Origin of the sequence: Sutcliffiella halmapala, assembly GCF_050107295.1 — a bacterium.
GTDB classification, from domain to species: domain Bacteria; phylum Bacillota; class Bacilli; order Bacillales; family Bacillaceae_I; genus Sutcliffiella_A; species Sutcliffiella_A halmapala_A.
Genome location: NZ_JBNIKR010000003.1, coordinates 337,269 through 356,035, shown reverse-complemented (window position 1 = coordinate 356,035; position 18,767 = coordinate 337,269). Strand labels below are relative to the sequence as shown.

General features: G+C 48.4%; 17 protein-coding genes. 13 read left to right on the top strand and 4 right to left on the bottom strand.

Going from position 1 to position 18,767, the window contains the following annotated elements; genetic code table 11:
* Positions 1-223: 223 nt before the first annotated feature.
* The gene (gene thmT, locus ACQCT5_RS07565; protein ID WP_204413097.1) at positions 224-409 is read right to left on the bottom strand and encodes a 2-hydroxymuconate tautomerase; all 186 of its coding nucleotides are present in this window, start codon (positions 407-409) and stop codon (positions 224-226) included.
* Positions 410-523: 114 nt separating this feature from the next.
* Between thmT and ACQCT5_RS07560 the strand changes: the two genes are divergently transcribed.
* Both ACQCT5_RS07560 and ACQCT5_RS07555 read left to right on the top strand, forming a co-directional pair.
* Complete coding sequence (locus ACQCT5_RS07560; RefSeq protein ID WP_499640550.1) at positions 524-1,195, top strand: site-2 protease family protein; 672 nt, start codon at positions 524-526, stop codon at positions 1,193-1,195.
* Positions 1,196-1,207: 12 nt separating this feature from the next.
* Positions 1,208-1,723 (top strand): YwhD family protein, encoded by a 516-nt coding sequence (locus tag ACQCT5_RS07555; protein ID WP_499640548.1) that lies wholly within the window; start codon positions 1,208-1,210, stop codon positions 1,721-1,723.
* A gap of 343 nt (positions 1,724-2,066) precedes the next feature.
* Here the strand turns inward: ACQCT5_RS07555 and ACQCT5_RS07550 are convergent, their stop codons facing one another.
* Complete coding sequence (locus ACQCT5_RS07550) at positions 2,067-4,136, bottom strand: transglycosylase domain-containing protein (protein ID WP_499640546.1); 2,070 nt, start codon at positions 4,134-4,136, stop codon at positions 2,067-2,069.
* A gap of 262 nt (positions 4,137-4,398) precedes the next feature.
* On the opposite strand from ACQCT5_RS07550, the gene speE reads away from it, so the two are divergent.
* The 6 genes from speE to ACQCT5_RS07520 all read left to right on the top strand — a co-directional run bounded on the left by speE (position 4,399) and on the right by ACQCT5_RS07520 (position 9,119).
* On the top strand, positions 4,399-5,226 hold the full coding sequence (gene speE, locus ACQCT5_RS07545; protein WP_417898599.1) for a spermidine synthase: 828 nt from the start codon (positions 4,399-4,401) through the stop codon (positions 5,224-5,226).
* Between the two features lie 132 nt (positions 5,227-5,358).
* Complete coding sequence (speB, locus tag ACQCT5_RS07540) at positions 5,359-6,231, top strand: agmatinase (RefSeq protein WP_499640543.1); 873 nt, start codon at positions 5,359-5,361, stop codon at positions 6,229-6,231.
* A gap of 229 nt (positions 6,232-6,460) precedes the next feature.
* Positions 6,461-6,916, top strand: coding sequence for a YwiB family protein (locus ACQCT5_RS07535; protein WP_499640541.1), 456 nt, complete (start codon positions 6,461-6,463; stop codon positions 6,914-6,916).
* The gene (argS, locus tag ACQCT5_RS07530) at positions 6,913-8,583 is read left to right on the top strand and encodes an arginine--tRNA ligase (RefSeq protein ID WP_499640539.1); all 1,671 of its coding nucleotides are present in this window, start codon (positions 6,913-6,915) and stop codon (positions 8,581-8,583) included. The genes ACQCT5_RS07535 and argS overlap by 4 nt, the downstream gene beginning before the upstream one ends.
* Before the next feature lie 112 nt (positions 8,584-8,695).
* On the top strand, positions 8,696-8,875 hold the full coding sequence (locus ACQCT5_RS07525) for a XapX domain-containing protein (RefSeq protein WP_417898603.1): 180 nt from the start codon (positions 8,696-8,698) through the stop codon (positions 8,873-8,875).
* Positions 8,876-8,978: 103 nt separating this feature from the next.
* Positions 8,979-9,119 carry a hypothetical protein gene (locus tag ACQCT5_RS07520; protein ID WP_499640537.1) on the top strand — a complete coding sequence of 47 codons (141 nt, stop codon included), beginning with the start codon at positions 8,979-8,981 and terminating at the stop codon, positions 9,117-9,119.
* Between the two features lie 244 nt (positions 9,120-9,363).
* Here the strand turns inward: ACQCT5_RS07520 and uvsE are convergent, their stop codons facing one another.
* On the bottom strand, positions 9,364-10,317 hold the full coding sequence (gene uvsE / locus ACQCT5_RS07515; RefSeq protein ID WP_499640535.1) for a UV DNA damage repair endonuclease UvsE: 954 nt from the start codon (positions 10,315-10,317) through the stop codon (positions 9,364-9,366).
* A gap of 99 nt (positions 10,318-10,416) precedes the next feature.
* Positions 10,417-11,619, bottom strand: coding sequence for a cardiolipin synthase (gene cls, locus ACQCT5_RS07510; protein WP_499640533.1), 1,203 nt, complete (start codon positions 11,617-11,619; stop codon positions 10,417-10,419).
* 270 nt (positions 11,620-11,889) lie between these two features.
* Here cls and ACQCT5_RS07505 point away from each other — a divergent pair, with 270 nt between their 5' ends.
* From ACQCT5_RS07505 to ACQCT5_RS07485, 5 genes are all read left to right on the top strand, one after another.
* Positions 11,890-14,049: a (Fe-S)-binding protein gene (locus ACQCT5_RS07505; RefSeq protein ID WP_499640530.1), complete on the top strand. Its 2,160-nt coding sequence runs from the start codon at positions 11,890-11,892 to the stop codon at positions 14,047-14,049.
* A 281-nt stretch (positions 14,050-14,330) separates the two neighbouring features.
* The gene (locus ACQCT5_RS07500; RefSeq protein ID WP_499640528.1) at positions 14,331-15,509 is read left to right on the top strand and encodes an acetyl-CoA C-acetyltransferase; all 1,179 of its coding nucleotides are present in this window, start codon (positions 14,331-14,333) and stop codon (positions 15,507-15,509) included.
* Between the two features lie 21 nt (positions 15,510-15,530).
* The gene (locus tag ACQCT5_RS07495) at positions 15,531-16,385 is read left to right on the top strand and encodes a 3-hydroxybutyryl-CoA dehydrogenase (RefSeq protein WP_499640526.1); all 855 of its coding nucleotides are present in this window, start codon (positions 15,531-15,533) and stop codon (positions 16,383-16,385) included.
* Positions 16,386-16,410: 25 nt separating this feature from the next.
* Positions 16,411-17,547 carry an acyl-CoA dehydrogenase gene (locus ACQCT5_RS07490; protein WP_499640524.1) on the top strand — a complete coding sequence of 379 codons (1,137 nt, stop codon included), beginning with the start codon at positions 16,411-16,413 and terminating at the stop codon, positions 17,545-17,547.
* Positions 17,548-17,614: 67 nt separating this feature from the next.
* The gene (locus ACQCT5_RS07485) at positions 17,615-18,754 is read left to right on the top strand and encodes an acyl-CoA dehydrogenase (RefSeq protein WP_499640522.1); all 1,140 of its coding nucleotides are present in this window, start codon (positions 17,615-17,617) and stop codon (positions 18,752-18,754) included.
* Positions 18,755-18,767 lie beyond the last annotated feature (13 nt).

The window sequence follows — 18,767 nt, the reverse complement described above, 5'->3', positions numbered from 1 at the left end:
AAAGGTTAAAGTGATTCCCTTTAACCTTTCTTCTCGGGGCAACCAAGCGAATGCGCGGTAGAAAATGAAATAATGAGATACCCCTAGAAAGACGGAGTAAGTGTCCAAACTTAGGGGGTTGAACCGCTTTCGCCCGAATATCCCCATTTACGCCCGCTTCACATTTTCGACCCATTCAATCCACAAAAAAGGTGTCCCGAAGACTTCCGGGACACCTTTTGCCTTATTGATCGCTCAGGCGCTTCCCGCCAACAGCGTAATGTCCCTTGGTCATCTCTTCAATGAAGACGACAATCTTGTCTTCTGGTGCGCCGGTTGTCTCGCTGACAGCGGTTGTCACCTTTTCCACCAATGCCTTCTTCTGTTCTTCTGTACGGCCCTCTAGCATTTTCACTGTTACGTATGGCATGTGAAAGACACTCCTTTAATATCTACTAATATTTTCAATCCTTACATAAATTATTGTATACTAATTAGAAAAGCGCAAGCTAAGAAAATGATCGCTTAGAAAAGGGGAGAAGGTTTGGATAGTTTTTTTGGACTTAATCTGGAGTTGATTCCATATTTGGCGATAACGTTAATTATTGCGTTTACGCTACATGAATATGCGCATGCCTTTGTGGCCAATAAATTTGGGGACCCGACAGCGAAAAATCAGGGTAGACTAACCTTGGCGCCTCATGTGCACCTGGATCCGATCGGTACGATCCTGATATTTATCGCAGGCTTCGGATGGGCAAAGCCGGTTCCGGTCAACCGCTTCTATTTTAAAAATCCCAGATTGGCAGGGATACTGGTTTCGCTCGCGGGACCGCTCAGCAATCTGCTGCTTGCCTGCATCGGTTATTTTCTGTACTTTTTTATGCTATCATTCGGGTTGCTGGATGGACTATCCGTGTCCATGCTGGATAAGGTGGAAATGTTCGTTCAGGTATTCACTAGGCTGAACGTGCTCTTATTCATCTTCAACCTTCTGCCGTTTCCGCCGTTGGATGGCTACCGGATATTGGAAGACTTGGCTCCGGCCAATTTAAGGGCAAGAATGACCCGTCTAGAGCCTTTTGGCATCATCATTTTTTTAGTCTTGATTTTCACCGACCTTGGTGACTATACCATCAATCCGTTGCTGTATGATTTTGTCCCAAGTGTGCAAGGGACGATTATGCAGTGGTTTGCAAGCTTATTCTTACGTTAAGGGGGAACCAACATGGACCAGGAAAAGAAAAAGAAACCGATTGGCTTTAATATTATAAAAAATGACCCGACAGACGGACATGGAGGCTTTGGTGTTGGTGCATTGAGCCTTGATAATGTCTCACCGGTGTTTGTTGATGTGGAGGGCGGCGAAGCGTTTGTTGATATCGGCGCCATGCACGCACGGAGCACAGTGGAACGCGGAATCAAGTTTTTGCCGAACAAGGACGATGTGCCGAACGGCAAACCGTACTGGCTTGTATGGGTGACAATCGACCGCAAGCAGGAGGGGCCATATTACGCAGGTGTGACCGCTTGCGAAATGACCGTGGACCGTGAAATCAGAAGAGGGTACAAATCCTTACCGGAACATGTGAACAGAATGGACAAATCGATGAAAAGGCATATCATCGTGGAACACATGGACGACAGGTCTAAAACTATTTTGCAAAACTATCTCATCGGGCATAACAGCGGAATGTGGGAGCGCGCCTCCGACGATTTGAAAAACCAATTAGCTGTAAAATGAGTGTTCAAAAAGGAGGATAAAAGAGCAAAGAAGTTCGAGGAAGCGAAGTCTCGAGCACCGCAGCGTATGATTTGTAATGTTGCGGAGCGGAGAGGCAAGCTGACGAAGAAATTCGAAGCTATTTTTACCGGACTTTTTGAAAATCCTCTAAAATGAAATGTCAATCACATTTGAAAAATAAAGTTGTGACATTTTTTTGAACGTTCGGCTATACCCACTTGAGTTATTACCGCAAAAAAAGTAAACTAAGTCTACATGTGTATAGAGCACATGGAAAGCTAGGACACCTAAAACCCCCGAGAGGCATCTCGGGGGTTTTAACTTTTTTACGATAAAATTTCCGCTACATCCAAGGAACAAGCTTCTTCCACCATTTCTCCTTCTTCTCCGGAGTCGTCGTATCAGGCGGTGCCTGCTCCTGCTCGGTGCCTTCTGCTTGCTTTGTGCAATACTCCGTCGGTTCCGATCCTTTTACATAATACGTCATCCGCGACACCGGACAGTCCTCGGATGCAAGCAATCCGCTTTGTGGGTTGACCTTCACACCCACTACATTGTCTGTGGGCTGGAACGCCACTACTGATTTGTTTTTCAGGGCATTTTCCATAAATCCGGCCCAGATTTCCTTGGCATAGCGCTTTTCCGTCCAAAGGGTAATGTTCTGGTCCTTGTCATAGCCCGTCCAGACGGCACTCACCAGCTGAGGTGTATAGCCGATCATCCAGCTGTCCGTTTCCGTTGAGCCCGATTTTCCTGCATAAGGACGAGTCAGCTTATCCTTGATTGCATTCCCCGTCACTGCCATATAACCGTTCAAGGCAGTATCGAACATGCCTGTCATCAAATGGTTCAGTACGAACGTTACATCCTTGTCCAATACCTGCTTTGCCTTCGCATCGCGTTCATAGAGAATCTCACCTTTGTAGTTGACCACCTTTTCGATAAAGACAGGCTCGACCTCTTTCCCGCCATTCGCAAACGTACTATAGGCATTCGCCATATCAAGCACCCGGACAGGTGACGTACCTAGTGCAAGCGAAGGGACTGCCTTTACGTCAGATTCGATGCCCAACTTTTTCGCCTGCTTGACGAGCTCGGTTTTACCTAGGAGCAGATGGGTCTTCACTGCATACACATTATCCGACAGCGGCAGGGCCTGCATCATTGTCAGCGTGTCATTGGCATAATAATGGTTAAAATTGTGTGGTGTGTACGTCGAACGTCCCTCATCAACCTGGAACGTCGTCCGCTCACTGCGGAACCCGGTTGATGGGGTAAAGCCTTTTTCCAGTGCACGATAATAGAGAAGCGGCTTGAACGTAGAACCTGGCTGCCTTTCCGCCTGGGTCACCCGGTTATATGGGCTCTCCTCATAATTGCGTCCGCCGACAAGTGCCAGCACCTTTCCGGACTTCGGGTCCATCGCTACAAAGCCTACCTGCATCGTGGAGCTCGGATCGAACGTGGCGGCAATCTGCTCTTCCGCAATTTCCTGCATCTTTGGGTCAAGCGTCGTATAGATATGAAGCCCGCCGTTTTCCAGTTCCTTTTCCAGGTTCAAATCATGACGGATCACCGACCGGACCGCATCCTGGAAATAGGGAGCCATAAATTCCTTCGGCAAATGCTCGCGTTCTCCATAGACAAGCGGCTCAGCAAGCACTGCCTCGGCCTCGGCGCGAGTAATGTCCTTATTTTCCACCATCGAATCAAGCACCGTCTTCTGTCTCGCCAAAGCCCGTTCACTATCTGTAAAAGGGGAATACACCCCCGGACCCTTCGGAATTCCTGCTAGCATGCTGGCTTCCGCCATGTTCAGATCTGCTGCAGGCTTTCCGAAATAGTAATAGGAAGCGGATTCGACTCCGTATGCACCGTGACCGTAATAGATCGTATTCAAATAGCCCTCGAGGATCTCTTCCTTTGAATAATTGGCCTCAATACGAATCGTATAGAGTGCCTCATTCAATTTTCGCCTCCATGTTTTCTCATGCTCGAGGAAAAGGTTGCGGGCATACTGCTGCGAGATCGTACTCGCCCCCTGAACCTTTGCCATCGCCTTGATGTCGGCAAGCAGTGCTCCGGCAATCCGTTTCGGGTCAAATCCATGATGGCTGAAAAAACGGCGATCCTCCACCGCAACCGTGGCATCAATCAGATGAGGGGAAATATCGTCCAGCGCCACCCAATAACGCTTCTCCCCGCTATGGGCTTCCCCGATGATCGAGCCGTCCTTGCTATAGAAAATCGAAGACTGTGTCACCGAAAGCGGCGGCGCCCCCTTGGACTTCGCATAAATGATGACGCCGCCTATTAATACCATCAACGAGATTGCTAGGATAGAAAAAATAAAAATAAAGGCACGAAAATACTTCAAAACCCGCTGCAATCGGTCATCTGTCATCAATTCCATTTCAGAAATTCCCCCTTTCCGTGAGACTCCTAGTCCTGCATCATTACTACTCAGTATGAAAACCTTTCCCCCGTTTTAAACATTTTCAAAAAAAAATAAATTTTAACTTGAATTTTTGCTAGATTCATCTATACTTTTTTCTTGTTGTATTAATTTAATTTATGTTTGCATTTTTTATGGTTAGGGAACGATATAAGCGAGTTTATTCGATATAGCACGAGGATTTTGGACGGATTAAAAAACGGAAGGGAATGTTGTACAAATGGAATTATGGTACACAGAATATCAAACAAAAAACTTCGGAATCACAGCGAAGATCAAACGCACTTTACATACAGAGCAAACGGAGTTCCAAAAGTTAGATATGGTAGAAACAGAGGAATTCGGAAACATGCTTATCCTTGATGGCATGGTGATGACTACGCAAAAGGACGAGTTCGTCTATCACGAAATGGTGGCACACGTACCATTGTTTACACATCCAAACCCTGAGAACGTATTAGTAGTAGGCGGCGGAGACGGTGGCGTAATCCGTGAAGTGCTGAAGCACCCAAGCGTGAAAAAAGCGACCCTTGTTGAAATCGACGGAAAAGTAATCGAGTACTCCAAGCAATACCTGCCGGAAATCGCTGGCATGCTTGACGATGCACGCGTAGAAGTGAAAGTCGGCGACGGCTTCATGCACATCGCCGAAAGCGAAAACGAGTATGACGTAATCATGGTAGACTCCACTGAGCCTGTTGGACCAGCAGTCAACCTATTCACAAAAGGCTTCTACGCTGGGATCTCCAAAGCGTTAAAAGAAGACGGTGTATTCGTTGCACAAACGGACAACCCATGGTTCACGCCTGAACTGATTACAAACGTACAGCGCGACGTACGCGAGATCTTCCCGATCACTCGCCTCTACATCGCAAACATCCCAACATACCCAAGCGGCATGTGGACATTCACAATCGGATCCAAAAAGCACGACCCATTGGAAGTAAAAGAAGACCGCTTCCACGACATGGAAACAAAATACTACACAAAAGAACTTCACAAAGCAGCATTTGCCCTACCGAAGTTCGTTGGTGATTTAATTAAGTAACGTAGTAAAGAGGGGCCTGACCCTCTCTGCGGTAATGCGTTGAAGTTATAGTGAATTAAAGAGGGGTCAGACCCTAAAGTAGCTTTAAAGCGCTAAGGGTCTGACCCCTTCTTCAAAGGAGGAAATGTTATTATGCGTTTTGATGAAGCTTATTCAGGTAATGTGTTTATTAAGAGTCACCCAAGTTTCGAAGACAGCCAGGCTGTCATCTATGGTATGCCGATGGACTGGACGGTAAGCTACCGACCTGGATCCCGTTTTGGCCCATCCCGCATCCGCGAGGTATCCATCGGGCTTGAGGAGTACAGCCCGTACCTAGATCGTGAACTGGAAGAAGTGAAATACTTTGATGCAGGCGATATCCCATTGCCATTCGGTAACCCGCAAAAAAGCATCGAAATGATCGAGGAGTATATCGACTCCCTTTTGGCGGGTGACAAGTTTCCGCTTGGAATGGGTGGGGAGCACCTTGTTTCCTGGCCTGTCATCAAGGCGATGTACAAGAAGTATCCCGATCTTGCAATCATCCATATGGATGCGCACACGGACCTTCGTGACGATTACGAAGGTGAGCCGCTTTCCCACTCGACGCCGATCAAGAAGGCCGCAAACCTGATCGGACCTACAAATGTCTACTCATTCGGTATCCGCTCTGGTATGAAAGAGGAATTCAAATGGGCGAAGGAAGTGGGCATGCACATCTCGAAATTTGAAGTGCTTGAGCCGCTGAAAGAAATCCTTCCAACATTGGCTGGCCGTCCGGTATATGTAACAATCGACATCGATGTTCTCGACCCTGCGCATGCACCTGGTACTGGAACAGTAGACTGCGGAGGCATCACATCACGTGAGCTATTGGCTTCCATCCACGAAATTGCACGCTCGAAAGTGAACGTGGTTGGAGCAGACCTGGTTGAAGTGGCACCAATCTATGATCCATCCGAACAAACTGCAAACACAGCAAGCAAGCTCATTCGTGAAATGATCCTTGGCTGGGTAAAATAATTTTGTTGCCCTGTCCGCTGACCGGTTGGTTGGTGGGTGGGGCTTTTGCATTTAATGTAAATCACGCATTCACTCAAGATTGTGCTTCAAGGCTTCCCCCCAGATCCATTTTCTCCTCAAACCGGACACCTCGCTATTGAACTTGCTCTACAACTTGTTTTATACTATGAAGGTTATAGAAAAGTAAAAAGCGCCGCAGAGAGCGTTAATTATAAAGGATGTGTCTGGATTGCTGGACAATCGGAACAGTGCAAAAATGCCGATCCGGGTGAAGTTCAAGTCGGAAATTCTTCAAGAAGAAGAACGGCAGGTTATGGCGTATGAGACAAATGGTCAATACTACCTTAAAGGTGAAACCGAATATATCGTCTTTTCCGAAGAGCAAGGGAACGGGGAAAAGTTGGATGTGATTTATAAATTATCCGATCAAGAGGTTTGGGTGAGCCGTTCAGGCAACGGCGTGAAAATGAAGCAGACCTTTCGTGCAGGAGAACTGACAGCCGGGCTGTATGAAAGTGATTTTGGTATTTTCCACTTGGAGACGGAAACCGAGAAGGTTGTAAGAATGCAGGATCCAGTGAAAAATCGGGGCTCCATACAACTGCAGTATCAGCTGAAGGTACAAGGGCAGGAGACAGGTCAATATTTCATCACCATTCATTACGAGGAGGAACAAACGACATGAATATAGTAGAACAAGTGCAGGAACGTTTGAAAAATGAAATAAAAGATGCCGTGATCAAGGCAGGCTTGGCGACAGAGGAGCAGATCCCTGATGTAGTGCTCGAGACGCCGAAGGATAAAGCGAATGGCGACTATTCCACCAACATGGCGATGCAGCTGGCGCGCGTGGCGAAAAAGGCTCCTCGTATGATTGCGGAAGAGCTTGTGAAGAATTTTGACCAATCCAAAGCATCCATCGAAAAAATCGATATTGCAGGACCTGGATTCATCAACTTTTACATGAACAATTCCTATTTGACGGATCTGATTCCTACGATTCTGGAGCAGGATGCCGATTACGGGAAATCGACTGTCGGCAATGGCGAAAAAATCAATGTCGAGTTCGTATCAGCGAATCCTACTGGTGACCTGCACTTGGGGCATGCACGTGGAGCGGCAGTAGGGGATTCCCTTTGTAACGTCCTGGACAAGGCTGGCTATGAAGTCACAAGAGAATATTACATCAACGACGCTGGAAACCAGATCAACAATCTTGCGTTGTCCGTAGAGGCACGTTACTTCCAGGCACTAGGCCAGGATGTGGCAATGCCGGAAGACGGCTACCACGGAAAAGATATCATCGGCATCGGACAGGCGATTGCGGATGAGTTTGGTGACCGTTTTGTCCATGAATCGGAAGAGGATCGCCGCAGCTTTTTCCGTGAATACGGCTTGAAATATGAAATGAAAAAATTACAGCAGGATCTGGAGGAGTTCCGTGTACGTTTCGACGTATGGTATTCCGAAACTTCCCTTTACAATAACGGAAAAATCGATGAAGCGTTAACGACCCTGCGTGGAAAAGGGCATATCTATGAAGAGGACGGCGCGACCTGGTTCAACTCCATGGAATTTGGCGATGACAAGAACCGTGTATTAATTAAAAACGACGGCTCTTACACATACCTGACACCGGATATCGCGTACCATCAGGATAAGCTGAAGCGCGGCCATGATAAGCTGATCAACATCTGGGGTGCCGACCACCATGGCTATATTCCTCGTATGAAAGCGGCAATTGAAGCGCTTGGTTACGGAAAGGACGCTTTGGAAGTGGAAATCATCCAACTGGTTCACCTTTTCCAGAACGGGGAAAAAATGAAGATGAGCAAGCGTACAGGGAAAGCGGTAACGATGCGTGACCTGATGGAAGAAGTAGGCCTTGATGCCGTTCGTTACTTCTTCGCAATGCGCAGCGGGGACACGCACCTTGATTTCGATATGGACCTGGCAGTTTCCCAGTCCAATGAAAATCCGGTATTCTACGCGCAGTACGCACATGCTCGTATCTGCAGCATGCTTCGCCAAGGGGAAGAGCTTGGATTGGACCTGAACGGTACTTTCGCACTGGAGCACATCAATTCCGAAAAAGAGATCGACCTCTTGAAAAAGCTGGGTGACTACCCGCAAGCGGTGGCAGAAGCGGCACAAAAACGCATTCCGCACCGTATCACCAACTATATTTTCGAGCTAGCTTCCGCCCTGCACAGCTTCTACAATGCAGAAAAAGTATTGGATCCGGAAAATATGGAAAAATCCAAGGCGCGTCTCGGCCTGATGAAAGCAGTTCAAATTACGCTGAAAGACGCACTCAACCTGATAGGAGTATCCGCTCCGGAAAAAATGTAATTCTTATACTAGATATTACTAGAAAAAGGCTCACTACCATTATGAGTAGTGACCCTTTTTTTGGTGAAAAATAGAGAAATAAATAACTGAAAACAAAAGGAGTTTTTCAACTATGAAAGAAAGCATCTTAGCACTCATCACCGGCATGGTCGTCGGATTCATATTCGCCCTATTCCGCCTGCCAATACCAGCACCACCAGTATTCTCCGGCATCATCGGGATCGTCGGCATCTACCTTGGCTACAAACTGTTCTCCTGGATCGCACCAATGTTCCAGAGTACTGGTAGTTGACATAACAACAGGGGTCTGGCCCCATTTGGGTAAAACATCCAAATGGGGCCAGACCCCTGTTTGCTTTTTTGAATAGGATATAGTGGAGGTTGGTGTAATTCTGTTGAATAGTACCGTTAGGGTGCCTGAAATGGCTGTGATAAGGTACGAAAGCGAGCGGTTCGTACCGTTACACTTGGCGAATTTCTCAAGAGGCGGCACGAAAGCAAGTGGTTCGAACCGTCACAATGAGGAAATCACCTAAGAGGCGGCACGAAAGCAAGTGGTTCGAACCGTCACAATGAGGAAATCACCTAAGAGACGGCACGAAAGCAAGTGGTTCGAACCGTCACAATGAGGAAATCACCTAAGAGACGGCACGAAAGCAAGTGATTCGTACCGTCATAATGAGGAAATCACCTAAGAGGCGGCACGAAAGCAAGTGGTTCGAACCGTCACCCCGAGCAAAACACCGAAGTGACGGCATCGACCCCCATCCTCATCACGATCTACCACTCCACCGTAGCCCCGCCGACCCGCTTCACCCCACGAATCGCCGCGACATCCTCAACCAGTTGCAGGGCCGCTTCGTCCTTGCGCTTGGCCTCGATCATGAAGTCAACATCCTGATCAAGTCCAACGACAACCTTCAGAAACTCCGCTAAGAATTGCAAATCCAAATAGTCCGCATGATGGCGCAGCTTCTTTTCCGAAATAGGGGAGGAAACATGGATTTTTGGGATAATGCCAATACCGCGCCACGTTTCATACACCCGCGGCAGAAGCTCCTCCCAGGAAACAGCGCTCGGGTTCGCATATTCATGGTGATAGTCGAAAGCAAGCGGTATGCCGAGCTTCTCGCACAGCACCAACGTTTCTTCCGTCGTGTAGGTCTTATCGTCATTTTCCAGCGTCATCCGCTTGAAAACTTCAGAAGGTAGCTGCTTGATATTCTCATAAAAGCGCTCCAAAGCAGCCTCCTTGTTTCCGTAAGCACCGCCGACGTGAATATTGATAGTTCCGCTGTCAGCAAGGCCCATTGCCTCAAGCATTTCATAATGGTACACCATATCCACGACTGCATTCTCGGTAATATGAGGCTTGTCGCTTGTGAAGAGCGTGAACTGGTTCGGATGGAAGCTTGTGCGCATCCCGTACCGTTTCACAAGGTCGCCGATTTCCCTGAACTCCACTCCAAACTCCGAAACGAAATCCCATTTTACCTCAGGATGGGTCGCAAGCGGCACGATGGAGGAGGAGAAACGGAACACTTTAATCTCATTCGCGATGCAGAGGTGAATGGTGCGCAGTGTACTCTCCAGGTTTTGGCGAGTCACCTCCAGTAGCTTGGCACGGCCGTCCTCAGGCGACATCTGCTTGTATCTTGTATAGGTCAGAGTCTTGGCAGGGGAGGCGTCCCAAAGGGTCCATGATTGTGAAACAAAGCCAAAACGTATTCGCAATGGGAATACACCCCTTTCTTTTAGGCTCTTTTCATAAAGTTTGTTGCTTTTGTCCGTAAAAAAACTGCATAAACAACAATGTATGCGAAAACAGCCTTCTTACAGCAATGGTGAGACTAGCTTAGCTAACTGTTCCCGCCCTTTATCTAGGAAGGACCGCTCCCGGATGTATTCAAGCGTCAGCTTCTCGGAATGTTGAATATCCTTCTGAATTTCGTGGATCGTCGCCTTTACGAACTCGGGATCGAAAATCAGGCAATTGATTTCATTATTTAAAAAGAGACTGCGTTTGTCAAAATTGGCTGTGCCAATATCGCACATTTCCTCGTCAATGACTATCACTTTTGCATGATAAAAGCCTATATAAAATCTGTAAACCTCTGCACCAGCCTCCAAAAGGGATGGGAAGTACAGGAATGCAGCGTCCCGGACAAGCACGTGATCTGCTTTGTCTGGCAGAAGGATTGTTACCTTTACACTGCGACCAAGCGCCTTCATCAGCTCGTCAAAAAGCTGCTTATCCGGAATGAAATAAGGCGTACATATAATCACGGACCGCTGTGCCTTCTTCAACAGCTCGATGAATGTTTCCTTCAGAAAGCCGCCGTTTGTCGGAACGAATTGGTGCAAGCTTTTTCCCGTTTCCAACGGAGGATAGTAGGCAGCTGATTCCGAGCGGGGTTTTGACGTGCAATCATCCCAGTTCTCGAAAAACTGCGATTGCAGATCCTGCACCCCTTCGCCTTTTAGCTTCAGGTGGTAATCGCGCCAGACCCCGAACTCCGGATCCTGGCCTAAATATTCCTTGCCGATATTAAAACCGCCGACATAGCCGATTTTCCCGTCAACAACGGTGATTTTGCGGTGGTTGCGCTGATTGATGCTGAAGAAAATGAAGGGGAAGGACGGCTTGCGGCAGTATTCCACCTCGATACCATGTTCACGCAGTTCTTTCACTTGTTTTCTTTTCATCTTATGGGAACCTAGGTAATCCAGAAGAAGGCGAACCTCAACTCCTTCCTGGGCCTTTTGTTTCAGGATGGTGAAGAATTCCTCGCTGACATGGTCCCCATTAACGAGGTAAAAGAGGGAATGGATGTGATGGGTGGCTTCCTTCATCTCCGCAAAAAGATCCTCAAACAGCTTGTTGCCGTCGGAATAGAGGTGGAAGTCACTCCTTCTTTTAGGGAACTCGAGTCTTGTAACTTTCTTTAGATGCATCTTGCGTCCCAGCTGAAAATCAATGACAATCCAAATAAGAATAAGAAGAATTGCTAAACCGATATATAATGCGATAGTCATGTTTACCCCTCCGTCATCCGACTGTTTCTAGTTTCTACCGAACAGACCTGACTTATCCTTTTTACAGGTCCATTGGTACAGGTTAGGCCCAAGTTACTAATGCCATCTCCAATCCATACCCACCGGGGGATAAGCGTAAGCAAAATTTTCATCAAATGTGTTGACTGAATGCTCATTCACAAATAGAATAGAGTTAAAATAAAGTTCTGAAAATTAGATTCTTTCCAAACATTGAGGCTCTTCGCATAAAACAAACAATGGTTTTCGCGAATGCAGCCGACATCAAAAAGGGACATACGAAAGGAGTGGAGAGATGTGGGGAACGGTTTGTTAATAGCCAATTGGATTTTAACGATAATTGTAACCGCTTACGCAGTATCGCTATTTGTTTATTTGATCAGAACAAGAATACAATTCATCAAGCTCGGCAAGAAGGTCGAGTTTGATAAAAAGGTAAAAGAAAGATTGGATAAGGTCTGGGTCAATGTTTTTGGCCAGAAGAAGCTGTTGAAGGATAAGAAGAGTGGAATCATCCATGTTATGTTCTTCTACGGGTTCCTGATGGTTCAGCTTGGCGCGATCGACCTGATCATCAAAGGGCTGTTCCCGGGATCGCACCTGCCGCTGGGACCGCTTTATCCGGCGTTTACGTTTTTTCAGGAGCTTGTAACCTTGATGATCCTGGTTGCAGTGCTCTGGGCGTTCCATCGCCGTTATGTGGAAAAGCTTGTCCGATTGAAGCGCGGCTTTAAATCGGGTCTTGTCCTTATTTTTATCGGAGGATTGATGGTTTCCGTACTTTTCTCCAACGGTATGGGACTTATCTGGCACGACCACGGCCTGACCTGGAGTGAGCCTGTTGCAAGCGGCGTGGCATTCCTGTTCGGCTGGATCAATACGACAGCTTCCATCGCCCTGTTCTATGTCGGCTGGTGGATTCACTTATTATTCCTGCTTGCATTCCTTGTTTATGTACCGCAGTCCAAGCATGCGCATTTGATTGCAGGGCCTGCGAACGTGTTTTTCCACCGCACGACGACCCCAGGAAAGCTTGAGAAGATCGATTTTGAAGATGAAACACAGGAATCCTTCGGGGTCGGAAAGGTCGAGGACTTCACCCAATACCAGTTGATCGATATGTATGCCTGTGTGGAATGTGGACGCTGTACGAATATGTGTCCGGCAACCGGAACGGGGAAAATGCTTTCTCCGATGGATCTTATTTTAAAAATCCGTGATCATTTGACAGACAAAGGAGCGGCGATTACGTCCAAGTCCCCTTGGGTACCGACGTTCGCGTTCAACAATACGCAAGGCAATCAGCTGGCACTCGCTTCTGCCGGAAAAGGTGCAGAGGAAAGTGCGGCAACGATCGAGTACAGCCCTTCTTTGATCGGCGATGTCATCACGGAAGAAGAAATCTGGGCATGTACGACCTGTCGTAACTGTGAGGACCAGTGTCCGGTTATGAATGAACACGTTGATAAAATCATCGACCTGCGCCGTTATCTTGTACTTACGGAAGGGAAAATGGATGCAGATGCACAACGTGCGATGACAAACATCGAGCGTCAGGGAAATCCATGGGGCTTGAACCGCAAAGAGCGTGAAAACTGGCGTGAAGCGGCACCGGAAGTGACTATTCCTACGGTAAAAGAAGTGAAAAAAGCAGGAGAAGAGTTCGAATTCCTATTCTGGGTCGGCTCCATGGGATCCTTCGACAACCGCTCCCAGAAAATCGCGATCTCTTTTGCAAAATTGCTGAATGAAGCAGGCGTGAAATTCGCGATTCTCGGGAACAAAGAGAAAAACTCCGGAGATACGCCGCGCCGCCTTGGTAACGAATTCCTGTTCCAAGAGCTTGCGACAGGCAATATCGCCGAGTTCGAGAAAAACGAAGTGAAGAAGATTGTCACAATCGACCCTCATGCCTACAACATTTTCAAAAACGAGTACCCGGATTTCGGACTTGAGGCAGAGGTATATCACCATACAGAACTGTTGGCTCAGCTTGTAAAAGAAGGCCGTCTGAAGCCGCAGCACGCGGTAAATGAAACCATCACCTTCCACGATTCCTGTTATCTGGGAAGATACAACGAAGTCTACGAGCCGCCTCGTGAAATCCTGAAGAGCATCCCTGGTGTGACACTAGTCGAGATGAAGCGCAACCGCGAAACAGGCATGTGCTGTGGAGCAGGTGGAGGACTCATGTGGATGGAAGAGGATGCAGGAACGCGCGTCAACGTCGCCCGTACCGAACAGGCACTAGAAGTGGCACCAAGCGTCATCAGCTCAGGCTGTCCGTACTGCCTGACGATGCTATCCGACGGTACAAAAGCGAAGGAAGTCGAAGAGAAAGTCAGCACCTACGACGTTGCTGAGCTCCTCGAGAAATCCATTTTCGGAGATATAAAAGAAACTGTAGCATAAAGAGATTACTAGCTTCATAGAAAAATAAATGGGTGTACGTGATATGTCAATTGCGTACACCATACCCTTTTTACGAAACTGAGCGAGCGTTCAGTCGCTAATTTGAAAGCGTTGTCAATTGGTGAGTGTTTGACTTTAGGGACTGCTAGCTGTTGATTGGAGCAATAGGCGAAGACTCCTGCGGGAGGAGGCTCCACAAAACGCCCCGCGGAAAGCGCAGCCTATTGCGGAAATCAACAGCGGTGTTAAACTGAGCCATAAAATATAGAGGAGGAACAAAAATGGGAAAAACAGTGATCGTCAGTGGAGTACGTACGCCAATCGGGAAGTTTGCGGGAGGATTAAGTTCCTTGACTGCAGTGGACTTGGGAGCTGTAGCCATTAAGGAAGCGCTGAAAAGAGCCAATGTAACTGGCGATACAGTCGGTGAAGTGATTTTCGGAACCGTCCTTCAGGGCGGACAGGGACAGCTTCCTTCCCGTCAGGCATCGCAAAAGGCGGGGCTTCCTTGGAACGTCAAAACAGAAACCATCAACAAAGTATGTGCATCAGGAATGAGAAGCGTAGCGCTTGGCGATATACTGATCCGTTCCGGTGAAGAGGAAGTCATCGTAGCGGGTGGAATGGAATCCATGAGCAATGCCCCTTATATCCTGCCAAAAGCAAGATGGGGACTTCGCATGGGCGACAGCAGCGTAAAGGATCTGATGGTACATGACGGATTGACTTGTACCTTTACTGGCGTGCATATGGGAACATACGGTAACAGTGTCGCGAAGGAAATGGAAATCTCCCGCGCGGATCAGGACGCTTGGGCATACAGAAGTCACCAGCGTGCGGTCGAAGCGATGGAGAAGGGCTATTTTGCAGAGGAAATCGTGCCTGTCGAGGTGCCTCAGCGCAAAGGGGAGCCGGTTGTGGTAAGCAAGGACGAATCCCCGCGTAAGGACACGTCCATTGAAAAGCTGGCAAGCCTTAGACCGGCATTTGACCATGATGGAAGCATCACAGCTGGAAACGCACCAGGAGTGAATGATGGAGCAAGTGCGCTTGTCCTGATGAGTGAGGACCGTGCGAACAGGGAAGGCAAGCAGCCGATCGCAACGATCATTGGGCATGCATCCATCGCCGTGGAAGCAAAGGATTTTCCTAAAACGCCTGGACTGGTAATCAACGAGCTTCTTAAGAAAACAGGAACAACACTGGAAGAGATCGATCTTTTTGAAATAAATGAAGCTTTTGCAGCGGTGGCATTGGCATCTGCCAACCTTGCCGGGCTGGATTTGGAAAAGGTGAATGTAAATGGTGGGGCAGTTGCATTGGGCCACCCGATCGGAGCAAGCGGCGCACGCATCATCGTATCGCTGATTCATGAGTTGAAGCGCCGTGGCGGCGGACTTGGCATCGCGTCAATTTGCTCAGGCGGAGGCCAGGGCGATGCAATCTTGATCCGAGTTTAAATGAAGAGGGGGACGCAAGACATGACAATTCAAAAGGTAATGGTAATCGGAGCAGGACAAATGGGATCTGGCATCGCGCAGGTTTGTGCGATGGCTGGCTTCCACGTATATATGAACGATTTGAAGCAGGAATTCCTGGATCGCGGGCTTGCAGGCATCACGAAGAACCTTTCAAGAAGCGTTGATAAGGGCCGCATGACAGCGGATGAGAAGGAGCAGGTGCTTGGCAGATTGACCCAGACAACCACGCTTGAAGACGCAAAGCATGTCGATATTGTCATCGAAGCGGCAGTGGAGAACATGGACATCAAGAAAAAGATTTTCGCACAATTGGACACTCTCGCTCCGGCACATGCGATTTTGGCTACCAACACATCGTCCTTACCAATTACGGAAATCGCGGCGGCGACAAACAGGCCGGAAAAAGTGATCGGGATGCATTTTATGAACCCGGTACCGGTGATGAAGCTGGTCGAGATCATTCGCGGCCTGCAAACAGCGGATGAGGTGTATGGCGCGATTGAAGATATGACGAAAAAGCTTTCCAAAGTGCCGGTCGAGGTGAATGACTTCCCTGGGTTCGTGTCCAACCGTGTCCTCATGCCGATGATCAATGAAGCGATCTTCACGGTATATGAAGGGGTGGCAACACCGGAAGCGATCGATGAAGTGATGAAGCTTGGCATGAACCATCCGATGGGGCCGTTGACATTGGCTGACTTCATCGGGCTTGATACTTGCCTATACATTATGGAAACCTTGCACGAAGGCTTCGGCGATGACAAATACCGCCCATGCCCGTTGCTTCGTAAATATGTAAAAGCAGGCTGGCTCGGACGCAAAACAGGACGCGGATTCTACACATACGAGACTTAAGGCAGCAGGAAAGGGGTCGAACGGGATGAACTTGAGATTCACGGAAGAACAGGAAATGGTACGGAAAATGGTGAAGGATTTTGCGGAAACGGAAATCGCACCTTTTGTGGAAAAAATGGAGGACGGCGAGTTCCCGAGGGAGATTCTGAAAAAGATGGCCGACCTTGGCTTGATGGGAATGACCATCCCGGAAGAGTACGGCGGAGCAGGGATGGACTTTCCATCCTACATCATTGCAATAAATGAGCTGTCACGTGTCAGTGCGACAGTCGGCGTCATCTTATCGGTTCATACAAGCGTCGGGACGAATCCGATCCTTTATTTTGGAACAGAAGAGCAGAAGCAGAAATACGTCACAAAGCTTGCTTCAGGTGAGTACCTTGGCGCATTCGCACTTACCGAGCCAAGTGCCGGTTCGGATGCAGGGAGCCTGAAGACACGTGCGGTGAAAAAGGATGACCATTATGTGTTGAACGGTTCGAAGGTGTTCATCACAAACGGCGGCGAAGCAGATACATATATCGTATTTGCCTCGACAAATCCTGAGCTTGGAACGAAGGGCATCAGTGCATTCATCGTGGAAAAGGACACTCCAGGCTTCATCATCGGAAAAGACGAGCACAAAATGGGCTTGTATGGCTCCAAAACGGTGCAGCTGACATTTGAAGATGCGAAAGTGCCGGCAGAAAACCTGCTTGGCCAGGAAGGCGAAGGATTCAAAATCGCGATGGCCAACCTTGACGTCGGCCGGATCGGGATTGCGGCGCAGTCCCTTGGAATCGCAGAAGCGGCCCTGCAGCATGCAACCGCCTATGCAAAAGAACGCGAGCAGTTCGGCAAGCCGATCGCACTTCAGCAGGGTGTCGGATTCAAACTGGCTGATATGGCAACGGCGGTAGAAGGTGCAAAGCTGTTGACCTACCGTGCAGCGAACCTGCGTGCACTAGGAAAACCTTGCGGCAAGGAAGCATCGATGGCAAAGCTTTTCGCGTCACAGACGGCAATGAATGTTGCGACAGAGGCGGTCCAGGTATACGGCGGCTACGGCTACACGAAGGATTATCCGGTCGAGCGCTATTTCCGCGATGCGAAGGTATGTGAGATCTATGAGGGTACAAGTGAGATACAGAGTATGGTTATCGGAAAACACCTATTAAACTAAAGCTCTTTTCGAAGGCAACAATGTATGCGAAAACAGCTAAAACTAACAAACTTGGGGGATGGAACAGATGAATTTTTTACTTAGCGAAGAACATGAAATGATTCGTAAAATGGTGCGCGATTTTGCCAAGAATGAAGTGGAGCCGACAGCAGCGGAGCGTGACGAGGAAGAGCGCTTTGACATGGAGATCTTCCGCAAGATGGCTGATCTTGGACTTACGGGAATCCCTTTTCCGGAAGAGTATGGCGGAATCGGCAGTGACTACCTGGCGTATTGCATCGCGGTCGAAGAGCTTTCCCGCGTATGTGCATCAACTGGAGTTACATTATCCGCTCACACGTCACTTGCGAGCTGGCCGATCTATAAATACGGTACAGAAGAGCAGAAGCAGAAATACTTGGTGCCACTTGCGCAGGGAACGAGCATCGGCGGTTACGGCTTGACTGAGCCAGGCTCCGGATCGGATGCGGGCGGAATGAGAACGACGGCGAAGCTCGATGGCGATCATTATGTGCTGAACGGTTCGAAAATCTTCATCACAAATGGTGGCATTGCCGATATCTATGTGGTGTTCGCAGTAACTGACTCATCGAGCAAGCATAAGGGTACAAGTGCCTTCATTATTGAAAGCGGCTTTGAAGGCTTCAGCGTCGGGAAGAAGGAAAAGAAACTCGGGATCCGTTCCTCACCGACAACGGAAATCATCTTTGAAGACTGCCGTGTGCCGGTAGAGAACATGCTTGGTGCAGAGGGGGAAGGCTTCAAGATCGCAATGACAACACTTGACGGCGGCCGTAACGGAATTGCCGCTCAAGCTGTAGGAATTGCACAGGGTGCCTTGGATGCGGCTGTAGGATATGCAAAAGAGCGCGTTCAGTTCGGCAAGCCGATTGCCGCACAGCAGGGTGTCAGCTTCAAGCTGGCAGATATGGCGACAACGGTTGAAGCTTCCAGACTATTGACCTATCAGGCTGCTTGGCGCGAGTCAGAAGGCTTAAGCTACGGAAAAGAGTCTGCGATGTCGAAGCTTTTTGCAGGGGACACGGCGATGAAGGTGACAACAGAGGCAGTCCAGGTGTTCGGTGGCTATGGCTACACGAAGGACTATCCGGTCGAGCGTTATATGAGAGATGCGAAAATCACGCAAATCTATGAAGGAACACAAGAAATCCAACGTCTCGTCATCTCCAGAATGCTTACCAAGTAAGTAGGTGGAAAAA

Bases quoted from the DNA above. Each gene is read 5' to 3' on its own strand.
- argS (WP_499640539.1), top strand. From the start codon at position 6,913: ATGAATATAGTAGAACAAGTGCAGGAACGTTTGAAAAATGAAATAAAA.
- ACQCT5_RS07495 (WP_499640526.1), top strand. From the start codon at position 15,531: ATGACAATTCAAAAGGTAATGGTAATCGGAGCAGGACAAATGGGATCT.
- ACQCT5_RS07550 (WP_499640546.1), bottom strand. From the start codon at position 4,136: ATGGAATTGATGACAGATGACCGATTGCAGCGGGTTTTGAAGTATTTT.
- thmT (WP_204413097.1), bottom strand. From the start codon at position 409: ATGCCATACGTAACAGTGAAAATGCTAGAGGGCCGTACAGAAGAACAG.
- ACQCT5_RS07555 (WP_499640548.1), top strand. From the start codon at position 1,208: ATGGACCAGGAAAAGAAAAAGAAACCGATTGGCTTTAATATTATAAAA.
- ACQCT5_RS07485 (WP_499640522.1), top strand. From the start codon at position 17,615: ATGAATTTTTTACTTAGCGAAGAACATGAAATGATTCGTAAAATGGTG.
- ACQCT5_RS07525 (WP_417898603.1), top strand. From the start codon at position 8,696: ATGAAAGAAAGCATCTTAGCACTCATCACCGGCATGGTCGTCGGATTC.
- ACQCT5_RS07490 (WP_499640524.1), top strand. From the start codon at position 16,411: ATGAACTTGAGATTCACGGAAGAACAGGAAATGGTACGGAAAATGGTG.
- cls (WP_499640533.1), bottom strand. From the start codon at position 11,619: ATGACTATCGCATTATATATCGGTTTAGCAATTCTTCTTATTCTTATT.
- ACQCT5_RS07505 (WP_499640530.1), top strand. From the start codon at position 11,890: ATGCAGCCGACATCAAAAAGGGACATACGAAAGGAGTGGAGAGATGTG.
- speB (WP_499640543.1), top strand. From the start codon at position 5,359: ATGCGTTTTGATGAAGCTTATTCAGGTAATGTGTTTATTAAGAGTCAC.
- speE (WP_417898599.1), top strand. From the start codon at position 4,399: ATGGAATTATGGTACACAGAATATCAAACAAAAAACTTCGGAATCACA.
- ACQCT5_RS07500 (WP_499640528.1), top strand. From the start codon at position 14,331: ATGGGAAAAACAGTGATCGTCAGTGGAGTACGTACGCCAATCGGGAAG.